Genomic DNA, 16139 nt, shown 5'->3' with positions numbered 1-16139 from the left:
AATAAGAACAGTTCTTCCGTCAAATAGACCTTTTTTTATCCTCAAATCCCCGTACCTTTGCCCCGCTCAATTCAATAGGATATAAAGGTATGAGATTAATGATGAAAGGTATATCGACGTTCTTTCTTTTATTGACTATCAGTATTATTCCGCTTAGTGCACAGCAATATGTGATACAAGGCGTGGTAACTGATTCTCTGACAAAAGAACCCCTGCCTTATGCATCTGTACGCCTGAAAGACACGACCGAAGGAACTACTACCGGAAGCGATGGACGCTTTTATTTCAAGACCAACCGTTCCGAAGCAGTACTTGTGATTTCTGTAATCGGCTATAATGACGACAGCCGGAAAATCCATCCTGCCCGTAACGCATCCTACAAAGTGGCGCTTTCTCCTACTTCGTATGACCTCTCCGAAGTGGTGGTAAAGCCCAAGCGCGAACACTACCGGAAGAAAGACAATCCCGCCGTGGAGTTTGTCCGCCGGATGATTGAAAGCCGCGACAACCATTCCCCTTACGAGAAAGACTTCTGGCAGCGCGAACGTTACGAAAAGACCACCTTCGCATTGAACAACTTCGACGAAGAGAAACAGAAGAAATGGCTGTACCGCAAATTTGACTTCCTCACCGAATACGTAGACACCTCTGCCGTCACCGGCAAACCAATCCTGACCGTATCAGCCCGCGAACTGCTCGCGACGGACTATTACCGGAAATCCCCCCGTTCGGAAAAACAATGGGTGAAAGGACGCAAACAGGCAGGTGTGGACGAATTTCTCTCCAAGCAGGGAATGCAGGCTGCCATCAACGAAGTCTTCAAGGACGTGGATATTTACGAAAACAACATCTCCCTGTTTACTAATAAGTTTGTCAGCCCCCTGTCCCGTATCGGTACGGGATTCTATAAATACTACCTGATGGATACGTTGCAGATTGCCGGTGAGCCTTGTGTAGACCTTGCCTTCACTCCCTTTAATTCCGAATCATTCGGCTTTAACGGGCATCTCTATGTCACGCTCGACTCTACCTACTTTGTCAAACGCGCCGTATTCAACTTCCCGAAAAAGATAAACCTGAACTTTGTAGATTATATGTTGCTCGAACAGGAATTTAAACGTGCCGAAGACGGTACGCGCCTGCTCGACCACGAAAGCATCACAGTTGAATTTAAACTGACCGAAGGACAAGACGGTATCTTTGCCCGTCGCGTGGCGGATTACAGCAACTATACTTTCACGCCTACCGCCGAAGCGGACAAAGCCTTCACCAAACCCGAACGTATCATCGAAGAGACGGAAGCCCTGGCACGTCCTGAATCCTTTTGGGCGGAGAACCGTCCGCAATCTGCCATCTCCCGACAGGAGAATTCCGTAGACCGGCTGATGGCACAGCTACGCGGCTATCCGGTGTACTACTGGACAGAGAAAGTACTTTCCATCCTCTTTACCGGATATATCCCCACGTCCAAGGAAGCCCCTCTGTTCTATATCGGGCCGATGAATGCCACCGTCAGCGGCAACACACTGGAAGGCGTCCGTATCCGTGCCGGAGGTATGACTACCGCCTGGCTCAATCCGCACCTGTTTGCCAAAGGCTATATCGCCTACGGTTTCAAGGACGAAAGGGTGAAAGGGCTCGCGGAACTGGAATACTCTTTCAAGAAAAAGAAAGAATACGCCAATGAGTTCCCCATCCATTCACTGAAATTGCGTTACGAATCCGATGTCAACCAGTACGGGCAAAACTACCTGTACACAAGTAAAGACAACGTGTTCCTCGCCCTCAAACGTGAGAAAGACGACCGTATCGGCTATACGCAACAAGCAGCGCTCACCTATACCAATGAGTTCTACTCCGGTTTTTCTTTCCAGGTGACGGCACGCAGACAAACGGATGAATCCACCTATCTCATCCCGTTTCTGCTGAAACAGGGGGATACCTATACTCCGGTAAAAGATTTTTCTACCAGTGCCGCAGAATTGAAACTGCGCTACGCCCCGAACGAGAAATTCTTCCAGACCCAATGGAACCGTTTCCCCGTATCCCTGGATGCTCCCGTGTTTACACTGTCGCACACCATCGCCGGGAAAGGAATACTTGGTAGTGACTATACATACAATCATACCGAAGCCGGTATTCAAAAACGATTTTGGTTCTCCGCCTTCGGCTATACGGATGTGATATTGAAAGCAGGCAAAGTGTGGGATAAAGTACCGTTTCCGTTACTTATCATGCCCAATGCCAACCTTTCCTATACCATCCAGCCCGAATCTTACTCATTAATGAACGCAATGGAGTTTATGAATGATGAGTACTTCTCATGGGATGTTACCTACTTTCTCAACGGATGGCTGTTCAATCGCGTCCCGTTGTTGAAAAAACTGAAATGGAGGGAAATAGTTTCCTGTCGTGGGCTGTACGGACATTTGAGCGACAAGAACAATCCTGCATTCAGTGATGATTTGTTCGCTTTTCCGATAGCAGACACCCGGACAATGGGAAAAACGCCTTACGTAGAAGCCGGAGTAGGTATTGAAAACATTTTCAAGGTGTTACGCTTGGACTACGTGTGGCGGCTTACTTATCGCGATTCACCCGGAATAGACAAATCCGGTTTGAGGATAAGTCTCCACATGACCTTTTAAAAGTTAAATCCTGCTAATTGCAATGCTTATATAGCAAACAAAGCTCGTTTTAGTAATTAATTAATCTTATTTTTGCATCAATTTTAGTTTAATTTTAATAGAATAGAAATGAAACAAGAAATTAAGCCCGCTACCGGACGTCTTGGCGTGTTGGTAGTCGGAGTGGGTGGCGCGGTTGCCACTACAATGATTGTAGGTACACTAGCCTCTCGCAAGGGACTGGCAAAACCGATAGGATCTATTACCCAGTTAGCTACAATGCGCATGGAAAACAACGAAGAAAAACTCATCAAGGACGTTGTGCCCTTGACGAATTTGGAAGACATTGTTTTCGGCGGATGGGATATTTTCCCGGACAACGCATATGAAGCTGCCATGTACGCTGAGGTCTTGAAAGAAAAAGACCTGAACGGAGTAAAAGACGAATTGGAAGCTATCAAGCCGATGCCGGCCGCTTTCGACCACAACTGGGCAAAACGTCTGAACGGAACACACGTCAAGAAAGCTGCTACCCGTTGGGAAATGGTGGAACAACTTCGCCAGGACATCCGCGATTTCAAGGCTGCCAACAACTGCGAACGCGTTGTCGTGCTTTGGGCTGCAAGTACTGAAATCTACATTCCATTGTCTGACGAACATATGTCACTCGCTGCTTTGGAAAAAGCAATGAAGGACAACAACACTGACGTTATTTCTCCGAGTATGTGTTACGCATATGCTGCTATCGCAGAAGACGCTCCGTTCGTAATGGGTGCTCCCAACTTGTGCGTAGATACTCCTGCCATGTGGGAATTCTCCAAGCAGAAGAATGTGCCTATCTCAGGTAAAGACTTCAAGAGCGGCCAGACACTGATGAAAACCGTATTGGCTCCGATGTTCAAAACCCGTATGCTGGGCGTGAACGGTTGGTTCTCTACCAATATCCTCGGCAACCGTGACGGTGAAGTGCTCGACGATCCGGACAACTTCAAGACAAAAGAAGTCAGCAAACTGTCTGTAATCGACACTATCTTCGAACCTGAAAAATATCCAGATCTCTACGGAGATGTTTATCATAAAGTACGTATCAACTACTATCCGCCCCGCAAGGACAACAAAGAAGCGTGGGACAACATCGACATCTTCGGATGGATGGGTTACCCGATGGAAATCAAGGTAAACTTCCTTTGCCGCGACTCTATCCTTGCCGCTCCTATCGCGCTCGACCTTGTATTGTTCAGTGACCTGGCAATGCGCGCAGGCATGTGTGGCATCCAGACTTGGCTGTCATTCTTCTGCAAGAGCCCGATGCATGATTTCGAGCATCAGCCTGAACACGACTTGTTCACTCAATGGAGAATGGTAAAACAGACATTGCGTAACATGATCGGTGAAAAAGAACCTGATTATTTGGCTTAATTCGGGAATTTGTTCCTGAAAAATATATAAACTTTCCCCTTCTTCAGTAAGGGGAAAGTTTTGTTATTCTTATACACTCTATTGTAAGAAATGAAAAGACCACCCTTTTTTCCTGTTTTTATAGGCACGGGCTTTGGCTCCGGTTTTTCTCCTTTTGCTCCCGGCACGGCTGGGGCGCTGTTGGCTTCTATCATTTGGATTGCGCTTTATTTCCTGTTTCCCTTTTCTGCCGTTTTATGGATTACCGCCGCTTTGGTGATTGTATTCACGTTCGCCGGCATTTGGGCTGCCGATAAGCTGGAGGCTTATTGGGGTGAAGACCCTTCGCGTGTGGTAGTGGACGAGATGGTAGGAGTGTGGATACCGTTGTTGGCTGTACCGAATGATGAGAATTGGTTTTGGTACGTTATCGCAGCTTTTGTCCTGTTTCGTGCATTTGATATTGCCAAACCGCTGGGCATACGCAAGATGGAGAGCCTGAAAGGTGGAGTAGGCGTAATGATGGACGATGTCCTGGCAGGAGTGTATGGTTTCATTTTGTTAGCGGGAGCGAGATGGGTGATTGGCTGAAAAAGGTTGCGCGGATGATTTCGCAGAAAGGTGGCATCTTCATGTTCTTGAGGGCGCAGCTTTCGGCTCAGATGGCAACTATCGCAGACTTTCTCGTAACGATTCTCCTGGTAAGGCTGTTTGATGTCTACTATGTATACGCTACCTTGGCGGGTGCTATCTACGGGGGAATTGTCAATTGCATCATTAATTATAAATGGACTTTTAAATCTAAAGGCAAAAAAACGAATGTAGCTGTCAAGTTCATCATAGTGTGGGTTTGCAGCGTTTGGCTGAACACATGGGGAACATATGCGCTGACGGAGTCTTTGGCGAAGATTCCCTGGGTGCGGGATACGCTCAGCCTGTATTTCGGCGATTTTTTCATTATACCGAAGGTGGTAGTGGCAGTAATCGTCGCGCTGTTCTGGAATTATAATATGCAGCGTCTCTTTGTTTACCGGAATATAGATGTAAGGAGTTTGTTCGGAAGAAGGCATTGAAGAAATTGAAATAAATAGAAGAAATTGAAATAAACAGAAGATTTAGATATAAACAGATTTAGACACATGAATTACAGAGATTATTTACAACAACTGATTTATAAGATTATCAATCCTTTGATACACGGGATGATTAAAATCGGAATCACTCCCAACTTTATCACCACTACCGGATTTATCCTGAATGTAATAGCTGCGGGTATGTTCGTGTACGCCGGAATCTACGGTGACGGAAACGACCTTGCCATCATCGGATGGGCAGGCGGTGTGATTCTGTTTGCCGGACTGTTCGATATGATGGACGGACGTGTAGCCCGTCTGGGAAATATGAGTTCCAAGTTCGGCGCGCTTTACGACTCGGTGCTCGACCGTTACAGCGAACTGATCACTTTCTTCGGTATCTGTTACTACCTGTCGATGAAAGATTATTTCCTGTATGCCCTTATCGCTTTCGCGGCGCTTATCGGCTCGCTGATGGTAAGCTACGTCCGTGCACGTGCCGAAGGGTTGGGGATAGAATGCAAAGTCGGATTCATGCAGCGTCCCGAACGCGTGGTGCTGACAAGTCTCGGTGCTTTGTTCTGCGGCATATTCAAGGACATCACGGCTTTCGAACCGATCCTGATATTAATCGTTCCATTGGCTTTCGTCGCCCTTTTTGCCAATATCACGGCATTCGCACGTGTGAGACATTGCTACAAAGTGATGAAAGAATAATTATTCAATATGTCAATCAAGGAATATGCCGGTCGTTTTCTAATTGGCATATTCCTTGATCGGCACATAAACGCAATCTTATAATGATAAAGAACATTCAAAAGCCATCGAAGAGAGAAGCCCTGACCGTCATAGTCATCATGGCTTTTTTTCTTCTGCTGACAGCTATTTTCATCGGGCTCCGTTCCGAACATCTGATGATAGCAGTGCTCTATCTGGTCTTATTCTTTGCCGGACTGCCTACCCGCAAACTGGCGGTAGCCCTGCTGCCTTTCGCCCTTTTCGGAATCTCGTATGACTGGATGCGTATCTGCCCCAACTACGAAGTGAACCCGATTGACGTAGCCGGACTCTACAATCTGGAGAAATCCCTCTTTGGCGTGATGGACAACGGCATTCTGGTTACTCCCTGCGAGTATTTTGCCGCGCACAACTGGCCTATAGCCGACGTCTTTGCCGGAATCTTCTACCTCTGTTGGGTTCCCGTACCTATCTTGTTCGGTCTTTGCCTGTACTTCAAGAAAGAAAGGAAAACGTACCTTCGCTTTGCCCTCGTATTCCTTTTTGTCAACCTGATCGGCTTTGCGGGCTATTACATTCACCCGGCTGCTCCCCCCTGGTACGCCATCAACTACGGTTTCGAACCGATACTGAACACTCCGGGCAATGTAGCGGGCTTGGGACGCTTCGATGCTTTCTTCGGAGTATCAATCTTCGATTCTATCTACGGGCGCAACGCGAATGTCTTTGCGGCAGTGCCTTCACTGCATGCAGCTTATATGGTCGTAGCCCTGATATATGCTATCGTCGGCAAATGCAAATGGTACGTGATTGCCCTCTTCTCCATCATTATGGTGGGTATCTGGGGAACAGCCGTTTATTCTTGCCATCATTATATTATCGACGTATTGCTCGGCATCTCATGCGCATTGACGGGCTGGCTGGTATTCGAATATGTATTGATGAAAATCCCGGCATTCCGCAGATTCTTCGACAGATACTATACATATATAAAGTAGATATATAGGTAGCGAAATAGTGAAGAACAAATACCGTAATATATTCCTCACCTTCGGCATCATTGCCGTCCTGGTCATGATATTCACTTTCGATATGGATTATCACGAACTTTGGGCGAATCTGAAGCGTGCAGGGATATATTTACCTTTAGTACTATTGTTGTGGCTGTTTGTCTACCTTATTAATACTACATCGTGGTATATCATAATCCGCAGTAGCGGCAAGACAGGCTTCTCATTCGCCCGTCTCTATAAATTCACCGTTACAGGCTTCGCACTTAATTATGTGACCCCCGTCGGACTGATGGGCGGCGAGCCGTATCGCATCATGGAGTTGAAGCCTTACGTCGGCATAGAAAGAGCTACATCTTCCGTGATTCTCTATGTGATGATGCATATCTTTTCCCACTTCTGCTTTTGGCTAAGTTCCGTGCTGCTCTACGTCTGCCTGTATCCGGTAGGGTGGGTGATGGGCATTATTTTAGCAGCTATCACCCTGTTCTGTCTGCTGATTACCATCCTTTTTATAAAAGGTTACCGGCATGGAATGGCGGTAGCCTGTGTCCGCATGGGCAGCCATATTCCTTTCCTGAAAAAGAAAGTACTCCGCTTTGCCGAAACCCATAAAGAGAAACTGGAGAATATAGACCGGCAAATCGCTCTTCTCCATCAACAGAAGAAACGTACCTTTTATGCGGCTCTCTCATTAGAATATACAGCCCGCGTCATCAGTTGCCTGGAGATCTGGTTGATTCTGAATGTGCTCACTACCAACGTCAGCTTTGCAGACTGCTGCCTGATTGCCGCCTTCTCCTCTCTGCTCGCCAACCTTTTGTTCTTTCTGCCGATGCAACTGGGCGGACGCGAAGGCGGCTTCGCCCTTGCCGTGGGCGGTCTTTCCCTTTCCGGTGCTTACGGAGTCTATGCTGCGCTGATAACCCGTGTACGCGAGATGATTTGGATTGTTATCGGGCTTGCTCTGATGAAGGTTGGCAATAAGAAGAAAAACTGAACAATGTATTGTGACAATATTGAACGGGAAAAGAAATAATTCATGTCGTTTTGTAAAAATAAGACAGTATGGTTTGGATAGCTCGTACGAATAATTAACTTTGCAGTTGCTAACATCTTAAAAATAAAAGCATGAGAAAACTAACTACCCTTTTGTTGCTTCTGGCAATGTTGATTCCAACCGCCGGAGCACAGTCGACCGACATTTTTAAAAAGAAGAAGAAAAAGAAAAGCAAGACCGAAGCTGTAGACAAGGCCAAAGCCGACTCCATAGCCAAAGCCAAGAAATCTCCTTTTCAGCCTTACGCAAGTGTAATCACTCCAAAAGCCAAGACGATGAACGGCTTCTTCAAGGTGCACTGCGTAGAAGGAAAATACTACTTCGAAATTCCCGATTCCTTGTTCGGACGCGACATACTGATTGTGAACCGCATTGTGAAAGCTCCGGTAGACAAGCAGAAACGCAAAGCCGGTTATCCGGGCGACCATATCAGCGATGAAGTGATCCGTTTCGAACTGGGACGTGACAAGAAAATATTCGTACGTCAAATCTCCTATCTGGAACATTCCGCTGATACAATGGGGCTATATCAGGCAGTGCTGAACTCCAACGTGCAACCCATCGTCGCCACCTTCCCCCTGAAAACGATGCGTAAAGACAGCCTGACGAAAAACTATGTGATCGAAATGACCGACTTTATCCGCAAGGACGGCGATATGTTCTCTTTCTCCAGCTATGCGAAAGACAATATCGGCGCAACCTCAATGATACCCGACGCCAGTTACATCGACACATTGAAAGCCTTCCCGCAAAACATCGAGATTCGCACCGTGCGTACCTTCCAGCGTAAGCCGCCTATGGGAAGCGCCTTCGAGAAAATGATGGCTCGATATAACAGCTCTTCCGGCCCGATGACCTACGAACTGAACAGTTCCATGCTGCTGCTCCCCAAAGAGCCGATGAAACCGAGACTGTTCGACGGTCGTGTAGGTTACTTTGCGGTCGGCTACAAAGACTTTGACGGCAATCCGCACGGAATGAAATACAAAGCGAACATCACCCGTTGGCGTCTCGAACCGAAAGACGAGGATAAGGAAAGATATCTGCGCGGCGAACTCGTAGAACCCAAGAAACCAATCGTTATCTACATTGACCCCGCCACTCCTAAAAAATGGGTTCCCTACCTGATTCAAGGAGTCAACGACTGGCAGAAAGCCTTTGAGAAAGCCGGCTTCAAGAACGCCATCATCGGCAAGGAAGCCCCCACGGACGACCCGACATGGAGCTTGGAAGATGCCCGCCACTCGGCTATCGTCTATAAACCGTCCGACATTCCGAACGCAAGCGGCCCTCATGTGCACGATCCCCGCAGCGGTGAAATCCTCGAAACACATATCAACTGGTATCACAACGTAATGCTCCTGCTCTACAACTGGTATATCGTACAAGCCGGAGCCATCGACCCGGGAGCACGCAAACCCCAGTTTGACGATGAACTGATGGGCGAACTGATTCGTTTTGTATCTTCCCACGAGGTAGGTCACACACTGGGCTTGCGTCACAACTTCGGCTCTTCCGCCACCGTTCCAGTAGAAAAACTAAGAGACAAAGCATGGGTGGAAGCCAACGGGCACACCCCGTCCATCATGGACTACGCACGTTTCAACTACATCGCTCAGCCGGAAGACAACATCTCACGTGCTGGAATCTTCCCCCGTATCGGTATCTACGATGACTGGTCTATCGAATGGGGCTACCGTTGGATGCCCGAATTTGAAACGGCGGAAGCTGAAATCCCCTACATGAACAAATGGATTATCAGCAAACTAAAGGAGGACAAACGCTACACTTTCGGCACGGAAACCGACCGCGACGACCCTCGTAACCAGAACGAAGATTTGGGCGACGACGCAGTACTGGCAGGCACATACGGCATCAAGAACCTGAAACGTATCATGCCCGAAATCATCAACTGGACGTACGAACCGAACGAAGATTACGAAAAGGCGAGCACCCTATATAGCAACGTAGTCGGACAGTTCTCCCTGTATATGGGACATGTGGCAACCAATGTCGCCGGTATTTACAGTACCCCGATTTCGGTAGAACAAACCGATGTGAAAGCTGTGGAATTTGTGCCGAAGGATATACAGAAGAAAGCTGTGACATTCTTGAACAAAGAATTATTCACTACGCCTACCTGGTTGATGGACGACAAACTGACAGAAAAGGCCGGAGTCAATACCTTCAATTATATCTTCCGCGTACAGAGTAATATCTTGAAACGTTTGCTTAGCAGCCGCACGCTGGACAAGATGACGACCAACGAATTGATGAACGGCAACAAAGCCTACACTTCTAATGAAATGTTCCAAGACCTGAAGAAAGGCATTTGGAGCGACCTCAGAGGTGGCAAGAAGCCCGACCTCAATCAGCGTGCTTTGCAGAAAGTCTATGTGAACGCACTGATTGCCATGCTCGACAAACCGAAGAGCAATGCGATGGGACAGTATTCTTCGGATTCTCCTTCGGAAGCTCCTGCCATTGCCCGCGGACAATTAGCAAGTCTTAGAAGTGAGCTGAACAGTGCGGCAAGTGCTTCAAGTGGCATATATAAGAGCCACTATCAGAACTTGAAAGCATTGATTGATACTGCCTTTGATGCTAAGTAAAAGGATTATAAATACAAAAGAGGTTGTGTCAAAACGCTGACACAGCCTTTTTTTATGCGCAAAGCCCAGACTTTCTCAAGCCCGGGCTTTGTTATTACCCAAAGTTTTCGTATCTTTAGGTATAAAGTTTTTCGTTATGGCAAAGTTACATTTTCATCCTTACATTCCCAATCAAACCGTTCTTTTTCCACAAAGAATTGATGAAAACATAGCTGCGACCGACCCAGTCCGCATCGTGAATGCTGTTATTGACAATCTCAATCTTGAGAGTTTCAAGAAGCTTTATAAGGAAACGGGCCGTTGTCCTTATCATCCTAAAATGATGCTTAAGGTGATAATCTACGCCTACATGAATAATATCTATTCTTGCCGTAAAATAGAGAAGCACCTCCTTCGTGACATTCATTATATTTGGCTTGCCGGTAATGAGCATCCGGATTTTATCACGATCAACCGTTTTCGTAACCGTGTAAAGGAGGAAATAAATAATGTATTTACCCAGTTGGTTCTTGTCCTTGCCGATAAAGGTTTCATCAGCCTTGATGTAGAGTATATCGACGGCACCAAGATTGAATCCAAAGCCAACAAATATACTTTTGTCTGGCGCAAGACAGTCGAACGGAACCGTACGATACTAATGGATAAAATCCGTATTCTCTTGGAGCAGGTGGATCAAGCCATTGCACAGGAGAACTCTATAAAAGACACATCCGTGGAGTTTACTCCCTGCAGGCTCTCTGACATAGTGGATGAACTTAAAGAAGCCCTGGAACGCCAGCCTGCAACAAAGGATAAGGAAGAAAAGAAAGCCCTGCGCAAAAAGAAGAAGCAGGTCATGGAACTTGAAGGGTATCGTGACAAGCTGATAGAATACGACAATCACCTTGATACCCTTGGAGAACGTAACTCCTATTCCAAGACCGATCCTGGTGCCACATTCATGCGCATGAAAGAAGATGCCATGAAGAACGGGCAGACCAAACCCGGATATAATCTGCAAATAGGTACTGAAAACCAATTCATCACAGACTTCCGTCTGTTTCCCAACCCTACCGATACACTGACCCTCATACCTTTTTTCCACTCTTTCCAGTACCGCTATAACCGTTTACCGAATATCTGTGTGGCAGACTCCGGTTACGGTTCGGAAGAAAATTACCGGTTCATGCAGGAGAATGGGATAGAAGCCTTCATCAAGTACAATTACTTCCATAAAGAACAGCGTCCTCGTTATACTCCCAACCCGTTCCATGCCGAAAGTCTCCATTACAATGCCCAAGAGGATTATTACGTTTGTCCTATGGGACAGCACATGAACCGTATAGGAACCAAACGTGACAAGACAGCGAGCGGATACATCATCGAAAGTGCCCGGTATAAAGCAAAAAGATGCGAAGGTTGCCCTTTGCGTGGCAGTTGTTTTAAAGCTCGGGGGAACCGTATTATAGAAGTCAACCACCGATTAAATCAATACAAACGGCAGGCACGGGAAAGGTTGCTCTCAGAAGAAGGTATCAAGCATAGAGGCAGGAGGTGTATAGAACCAGAGGCTGTGTTTGGACAAATGAAATACAACATGGCATACAGAAGATTCCGGCATGTGGGAGAAGACAAGGTTACAATGGACTTTGCTTTCTTTGCTATAGCCTTTAATATCAAAAAAATGTGTGCTAAACTGATAAAAGAAGGAAAGGGGCTCATTACAGTTGCCAAATATATGTTTATGGGACTATTTATAACCCGATATAATTGGAATATAGCAACTTGTTGCTAAATGCATGAGGAAAAAGCAGCATAGCCAAAAGAAAATATAGCAGAACTGTAAAATATAAAAGAGGTTGTGCCAACGTTTTGACACAACCTCTTCTTTTTTTGGGGGAGATTACACTTTTCCCCAGTCAGTCTCAGCATCAAAGCAAGGGCAAGCCTTAATCCATTCTTCCGGCTCAATCTCCCCATTCCCGTCCAAGTCCGGGCTCAAATCCCGATGCCCGCATACCCGGCAACCCGGATAATCCCTCAATAATGTCAGAATCAGCACCCGCAGAGAATGTTTCTGCCACTCGGTACGCGTATCCTTCGGCCGTCCTTTACTGTCAAGTCCGCCCTCGTAACAAATGCCGATACTTTCACAATTGAAACCTTTCGCATGCGCTCCGATTTTCTCTATCGCCCGGGTAGACTTTATATCCCCATTCTTGCGGATATAGAAATGATACCCCGCCCCGTTGAATCCCCGTCTGCGATGGCAGACATCCAAGTCATATTCCGTAAAGTCCCTGTCCTCGCGTGTAGCGGAACAGTGGACTACTATCAGGTTTATAGGTCGCATAACTTCCGACATCAGGCTTCCTTCAAACTCATGCCTGCGCTGCCTGTATTGCTGCGCTGTGCACATTCCTTATTGACACACTGCAAAGCTGCAGCCTGCGCCAACTGTCCTCGCAACGAGAAAATCTCCGTATGCATCTCCTTCACCCTCGAACTAAGGTCGAAATAATCCTTCAACACCTTCTCCAACTGTTGCATCAGAAAAGAATACTGGCCTTTCACCAATTCGCTGAACTCTTTGACCTCTTGCGCCATAACCTTGCGCTTCTTGCGGTTACTGCCCAAAAAGGGTAGAATCGTCATAATAATCTCTATGATTTTATCTAACATCTTAGTAAATTGAAAATTGAAACATGAAATTAGAAAATGGGAGAGAAAGCATGAACCACATGCCGGGGATAAAATAACTACTCCCCGGCATCCGTGTGGAACTGTTCATTAATGAGGTTTAACTCAAGGAAAGGGACAGCCTTTATGCTGCCGGATCCGGAGTTTCCCCGTTGTCCCCTTCACCGGAACCGCCGCCGTTTCCCCCTTCAGAACCACCTTTAGCATCACCCTTTCCCGCCAGGACGAAATCCACGTTATTCTCACTTCGGGTAGTGGTGTGACTCGTATTCACCAGATGCAGCGCCTTATCAGCCACAAACCGGACATTCACCTTGCGGATGCAACGCACCGTGCAATCCTTCTCCTTCTCCGTGCCCTCGCTGCTCAGCGTGATATGGAAAGTCCCCAACCCGTCAATCTTCACCTTATCACCTTGCGTAAGCGACAGGCGCAACTGCTCCACAAAAGCTTCGATAGCGTGCTTCACATCTCCCGCCGTGAGCGAGGAATTCGCTTCGATGGCATCCGCCAGCTTATTGACGTCCATCACCCTCACAGTACCCGATTTCTGGCGTACATAATACAACACCTGTGAGTCTTCCTGGCTCACATTCTTTCTGCGCTGATAGCGCTCCACCAATACGTTCATAATTTGAAAAAGTTAAGGTTTAAGTAATAATATTTTTCTGTCCTTACGACCTTACAAAGATACGAAATCAGAAAGGCAAAGTCAAGTATTCTGCTAATTATTTCCTAGCGAAAAACAACCGTTTCCAACCAAAATGAACAAACGCTTATTGTTGTGAAATATTTATTGTAAATCGGGCGTAAAACGGTTTCATTTGGCATGTTTTTGCAGATACTCCAATGGTGGGACATAATCCGTAATCTTCGTCATTTCCGGATTGTGGCTGAAGTAAGCGTTTCCCGTCTCCCCGTTACGTTGTTTGGCAATGATGGCTATTCCAAGGTCTTTTGTCGGGTAACCACTTTCCCTGTCTGTGGTCAGCCGTGCCAACACCGGCCGATAAAGCAGTATCACCATATCCGCATCCTGTTCGATAGCCCCGCTTTCGCGTAGCTGGCTCAGTTCGGGACGCCTGTCTATCTGTCCTTCCGACAGACGGTTCAACTGGCTCAGCAGTACCACCGGTACGTTCAGTTCCTTAGCCAGCAACTTCGCCTTCCGTGCCGTCTGTGCCACTTCTTGTTCGCGGTTGCGGTTGCTCTGTCCGCTGCTCATGTCGCAGAGTTGCAGATAATCAATGATAATCATGCCGCACTCGTTACGGCTTTGCAGCAACCGTGCGCTGGAGCGCACATGCTCCATACTGACCACCGTACTGTCATCCACATGAATCGGCAACCGTGCCAGTCCGGCAGCCACGGCACGTGCTTCCGCCATCTCCTGAGGGCTGACTGTTCCCCCGCGCCAATGACCGGCACTGACATTGCTTGCCCCCGTCAGCCACCGGTCTGCCAACCTTTCTCCCTGCATCTCAAGACTGTAGACCGCTACGGCATACCCCGCCATTGCCGCGTTTCGTGCCAAATGCAATGCAAATCCCGTCTTCCCAACGCCGGGACGCGCAGCGATAACCACCAGTTCACCGTTCTGCAGACCGGACGTCATGCGATCCAAATCCGTCAGTCCCGTAGGAACGCCCGTCACGCCGTTCACGCTCCGGGCGATACGCCCCTCGGCTTCCGTCATGGCGTCCGCCATCAGCGTATTCATGTCGCGCATATTACTGTGGCGTCCGGATTCCCCTTCGAGACGGTCGAGCAGGTTGTGCGCGTCCACCAGTGTGTCACCTATATCTATGGTTTCGTCCAACGAGCAGGAGAGCAGCTTGTTCAGTCCCAGAATCATCTCCCGTCTCAGGAACTTCTCATGCACTATCTGCGCGTGATACTCGATATGTGCGGAGCTTGCCACTTTGCTGCTCAACTGCGTGATGCCGAAGGCACCGCCCGCATCCTCAAGCTTTCCCCGGCGGGCAAGCTCCTCTTTCACGGTGAGGATATCTATCTTCATACCCGCCTGGTGCATGGCGAGCAAAGCGCTGAAAATCAACTGGTGACGCATCACATAAAACATCTCCGGGCGTAACTTCCCCGCTATCAGCGGCAAGGCGTCCTGCTCGATAAGGCAGGCGCCTATGATAGCCTCTTCCACTTCGGGCGCTTGTGGTGAAACCCGGTTCTCAGTATTCATTAAGAAACGCTTTATTGGATAAGTAACTGCCTGCATGCAGGACATATTTGGAATTCGTCTGATGGAAATAATATTCCTCGATTTTGTCGATGGCGAGTTGCTGTTCTTTGCAACTGAGTTTTTTCCATTCGCGCTGCGCTTTGGCTATGTTCTCTTTGGGAAGTTGCGTAATGGCGTGATACTCGTCCCAGAAGTGGAAGAACTTCTCGTTGACGGCTTTCTTTTTCTTCATCGCTTCGGGATTCCCCACCCATTTGTCATATTCCACTATGCGGATATGCAGGGATTTGTCCTCATGCGGGATGATTTCTATCACTCCTGCGGTGGCCAGGTCATGAATCAGGCGGAAAGTCCGGGGGATGCTCCAGTTGAAAATCCGGCTCCAGTCGCGGTAGCTGTGCATGCTTTCGCCCCGCGGGCACAGGAGCTCCTTGTTCTGGTATCCGGTATATTGCGTCTCCGAATAGTTGACCTTCATAAGCATAATCAGGAGCGCCTCTGTATTCCCTTCGCAACCATGCCCGATGTCAATCTGCTGTTGCAGCAAAGATTTGGGGATGATGAGGAACCCGTGTGCCGTCATGGACTGGAAATTAAATTTTTTCATAAGTTGAGCGTTTTTTTTATTTCCGGCAAAGATATGTCGGTTTTCATGCGTATGCAATAGGGCATGTTCGGCACGGTTCGCAGGTGTTGTCGGGTGGAGAATATAGCTTAAAATATTTTTTTTTATCCTGAGATA

Annotated in this window: 14 protein-coding genes; 9 read left to right on the top strand and 5 right to left on the bottom strand. The window is 47.6% G+C overall.

Going from position 1 to position 16139, the window contains the following annotated elements; genetic code table 11:
- The first annotated feature begins 89 nt into the window (after positions 1 to 89).
- The 9 genes from BQ7997_RS02620 (at position 90) to BQ7997_RS02580 (ending at position 12292) form a co-directional block, all read left to right on the top strand.
- The gene (locus BQ7997_RS02620; RefSeq protein WP_073343245.1) at positions 90 to 2648 is read left to right on the top strand and encodes a DUF5686 and carboxypeptidase-like regulatory domain-containing protein; all 2559 of its coding nucleotides are present in this window, start codon (positions 90 to 92) and stop codon (positions 2646 to 2648) included.
- Positions 2649 to 2756: 108 nt separating this feature from the next.
- Entirely contained in the window at positions 2757 to 4046 is a 1290-nt protein-coding gene (locus tag BQ7997_RS02615; RefSeq protein ID WP_022139069.1) for an inositol-3-phosphate synthase, read from the top strand.
- Between the two features lie 90 nt (positions 4047 to 4136).
- Positions 4137 to 4616 carry a phosphatidylglycerophosphatase A family protein gene (locus tag BQ7997_RS02610; RefSeq protein WP_073343242.1) on the top strand — a complete coding sequence of 160 codons (480 nt, stop codon included), beginning with the start codon at positions 4137 to 4139 and terminating at the stop codon, positions 4614 to 4616.
- Positions 4617 to 4630: 14 nt separating this feature from the next.
- A complete protein-coding gene (locus tag BQ7997_RS02605) occupies positions 4631 to 5098 on the top strand; it encodes a GtrA family protein (RefSeq protein ID WP_083589148.1) in 468 nt (155 codons plus the stop codon).
- A 66-nt stretch (positions 5099 to 5164) separates the two neighbouring features.
- Positions 5165 to 5815, top strand: a complete 651-nt coding sequence (locus BQ7997_RS02600; protein WP_073343236.1) for a CDP-alcohol phosphatidyltransferase family protein — start codon at positions 5165 to 5167, stop codon at positions 5813 to 5815.
- Positions 5816 to 5898: 83 nt separating this feature from the next.
- Positions 5899 to 6834, top strand: coding sequence for a phosphoinositol dihydroceramide synthase (locus BQ7997_RS02595; RefSeq protein WP_022139065.1), 936 nt, complete (start codon positions 5899 to 5901; stop codon positions 6832 to 6834).
- Between the two features lie 19 nt (positions 6835 to 6853).
- Positions 6854 to 7846, top strand: coding sequence for a lysylphosphatidylglycerol synthase transmembrane domain-containing protein (locus BQ7997_RS02590; RefSeq protein WP_073343233.1), 993 nt, complete (start codon positions 6854 to 6856; stop codon positions 7844 to 7846).
- Positions 7847 to 7977: 131 nt separating this feature from the next.
- Positions 7978 to 10518 (top strand): zinc-dependent metalloprotease, encoded by a 2541-nt coding sequence (locus BQ7997_RS02585; protein WP_073343230.1) that lies wholly within the window; start codon positions 7978 to 7980, stop codon positions 10516 to 10518.
- 136 nt (positions 10519 to 10654) lie between these two features.
- Positions 10655 to 12292, top strand: coding sequence for an IS1182-like element ISBf3 family transposase (locus tag BQ7997_RS02580; protein WP_073343227.1), 1638 nt, complete (start codon positions 10655 to 10657; stop codon positions 12290 to 12292).
- A 108-nt stretch (positions 12293 to 12400) separates the two neighbouring features.
- Here the strand turns inward: BQ7997_RS02580 and BQ7997_RS02575 are convergent, their stop codons facing one another.
- From BQ7997_RS02575 to BQ7997_RS02555, 5 genes are all read right to left on the bottom strand, one after another.
- Positions 12401 to 12850 (bottom strand): N-acetylmuramoyl-L-alanine amidase, encoded by a 450-nt coding sequence (locus tag BQ7997_RS02575; protein ID WP_073343575.1) that lies wholly within the window; start codon positions 12848 to 12850, stop codon positions 12401 to 12403.
- A gap of 11 nt (positions 12851 to 12861) precedes the next feature.
- Positions 12862 to 13179 carry a hypothetical protein gene (locus BQ7997_RS02570; protein ID WP_044655434.1) on the bottom strand — a complete coding sequence of 106 codons (318 nt, stop codon included), beginning with the start codon at positions 13177 to 13179 and terminating at the stop codon, positions 12862 to 12864.
- Between the two features lie 142 nt (positions 13180 to 13321).
- Complete coding sequence (locus BQ7997_RS02565; RefSeq protein WP_073343225.1) at positions 13322 to 13828, bottom strand: HU family DNA-binding protein; 507 nt, start codon at positions 13826 to 13828, stop codon at positions 13322 to 13324.
- A 189-nt stretch (positions 13829 to 14017) separates the two neighbouring features.
- The gene (dnaB, locus tag BQ7997_RS02560; RefSeq protein WP_073343222.1) at positions 14018 to 15397 is read right to left on the bottom strand and encodes a replicative DNA helicase; all 1380 of its coding nucleotides are present in this window, start codon (positions 15395 to 15397) and stop codon (positions 14018 to 14020) included.
- A complete protein-coding gene (locus tag BQ7997_RS02555) occupies positions 15387 to 16004 on the bottom strand; it encodes a hypothetical protein (protein WP_073343219.1) in 618 nt (205 codons plus the stop codon). The genes dnaB and BQ7997_RS02555 overlap by 11 nt, the downstream gene beginning before the upstream one ends.
- Positions 16005 to 16139: the final 135 nt, after the last annotated feature.

This window comes from Bacteroides congonensis, assembly GCF_900130125.1.
Lineage (GTDB): Bacteria > Bacteroidota > Bacteroidia > Bacteroidales > Bacteroidaceae > Bacteroides > Bacteroides congonensis.
Note: the sequence above shows the minus strand (reverse complement) of the source record. Positions and strands in the feature narration are given on the sequence as shown.

Bases quoted from the DNA above. Each gene is read 5' to 3' on its own strand.
- dnaB (WP_073343222.1), bottom strand. From the start codon at position 15,397: ATGAATACTGAGAACCGGGTTTCACCACAAGCGCCCGAAGTGGAAGAG.
- BQ7997_RS02600 (WP_073343236.1), top strand. From the start codon at position 5,165: ATGAATTACAGAGATTATTTACAACAACTGATTTATAAGATTATCAAT.
- BQ7997_RS02610 (WP_073343242.1), top strand. From the start codon at position 4,137: ATGAAAAGACCACCCTTTTTTCCTGTTTTTATAGGCACGGGCTTTGGC.
- BQ7997_RS02575 (WP_073343575.1), bottom strand. From the start codon at position 12,850: ATGCGACCTATAAACCTGATAGTAGTCCACTGTTCCGCTACACGCGAG.
- BQ7997_RS02620 (WP_073343245.1), top strand. From the start codon at position 90: ATGAGATTAATGATGAAAGGTATATCGACGTTCTTTCTTTTATTGACT.
- BQ7997_RS02565 (WP_073343225.1), bottom strand. From the start codon at position 13,828: ATGAACGTATTGGTGGAGCGCTATCAGCGCAGAAAGAATGTGAGCCAG.
- BQ7997_RS02570 (WP_044655434.1), bottom strand. From the start codon at position 13,179: ATGTTAGATAAAATCATAGAGATTATTATGACGATTCTACCCTTTTTG.
- BQ7997_RS02615 (WP_022139069.1), top strand. From the start codon at position 2,757: ATGAAACAAGAAATTAAGCCCGCTACCGGACGTCTTGGCGTGTTGGTA.
- BQ7997_RS02595 (WP_022139065.1), top strand. From the start codon at position 5,899: ATGATAAAGAACATTCAAAAGCCATCGAAGAGAGAAGCCCTGACCGTC.
- BQ7997_RS02580 (WP_073343227.1), top strand. From the start codon at position 10,655: ATGGCAAAGTTACATTTTCATCCTTACATTCCCAATCAAACCGTTCTT.
- BQ7997_RS02605 (WP_083589148.1), top strand. From the start codon at position 4,631: ATGATTTCGCAGAAAGGTGGCATCTTCATGTTCTTGAGGGCGCAGCTT.
- BQ7997_RS02555 (WP_073343219.1), bottom strand. From the start codon at position 16,004: ATGAAAAAATTTAATTTCCAGTCCATGACGGCACACGGGTTCCTCATC.
- BQ7997_RS02585 (WP_073343230.1), top strand. From the start codon at position 7,978: ATGAGAAAACTAACTACCCTTTTGTTGCTTCTGGCAATGTTGATTCCA.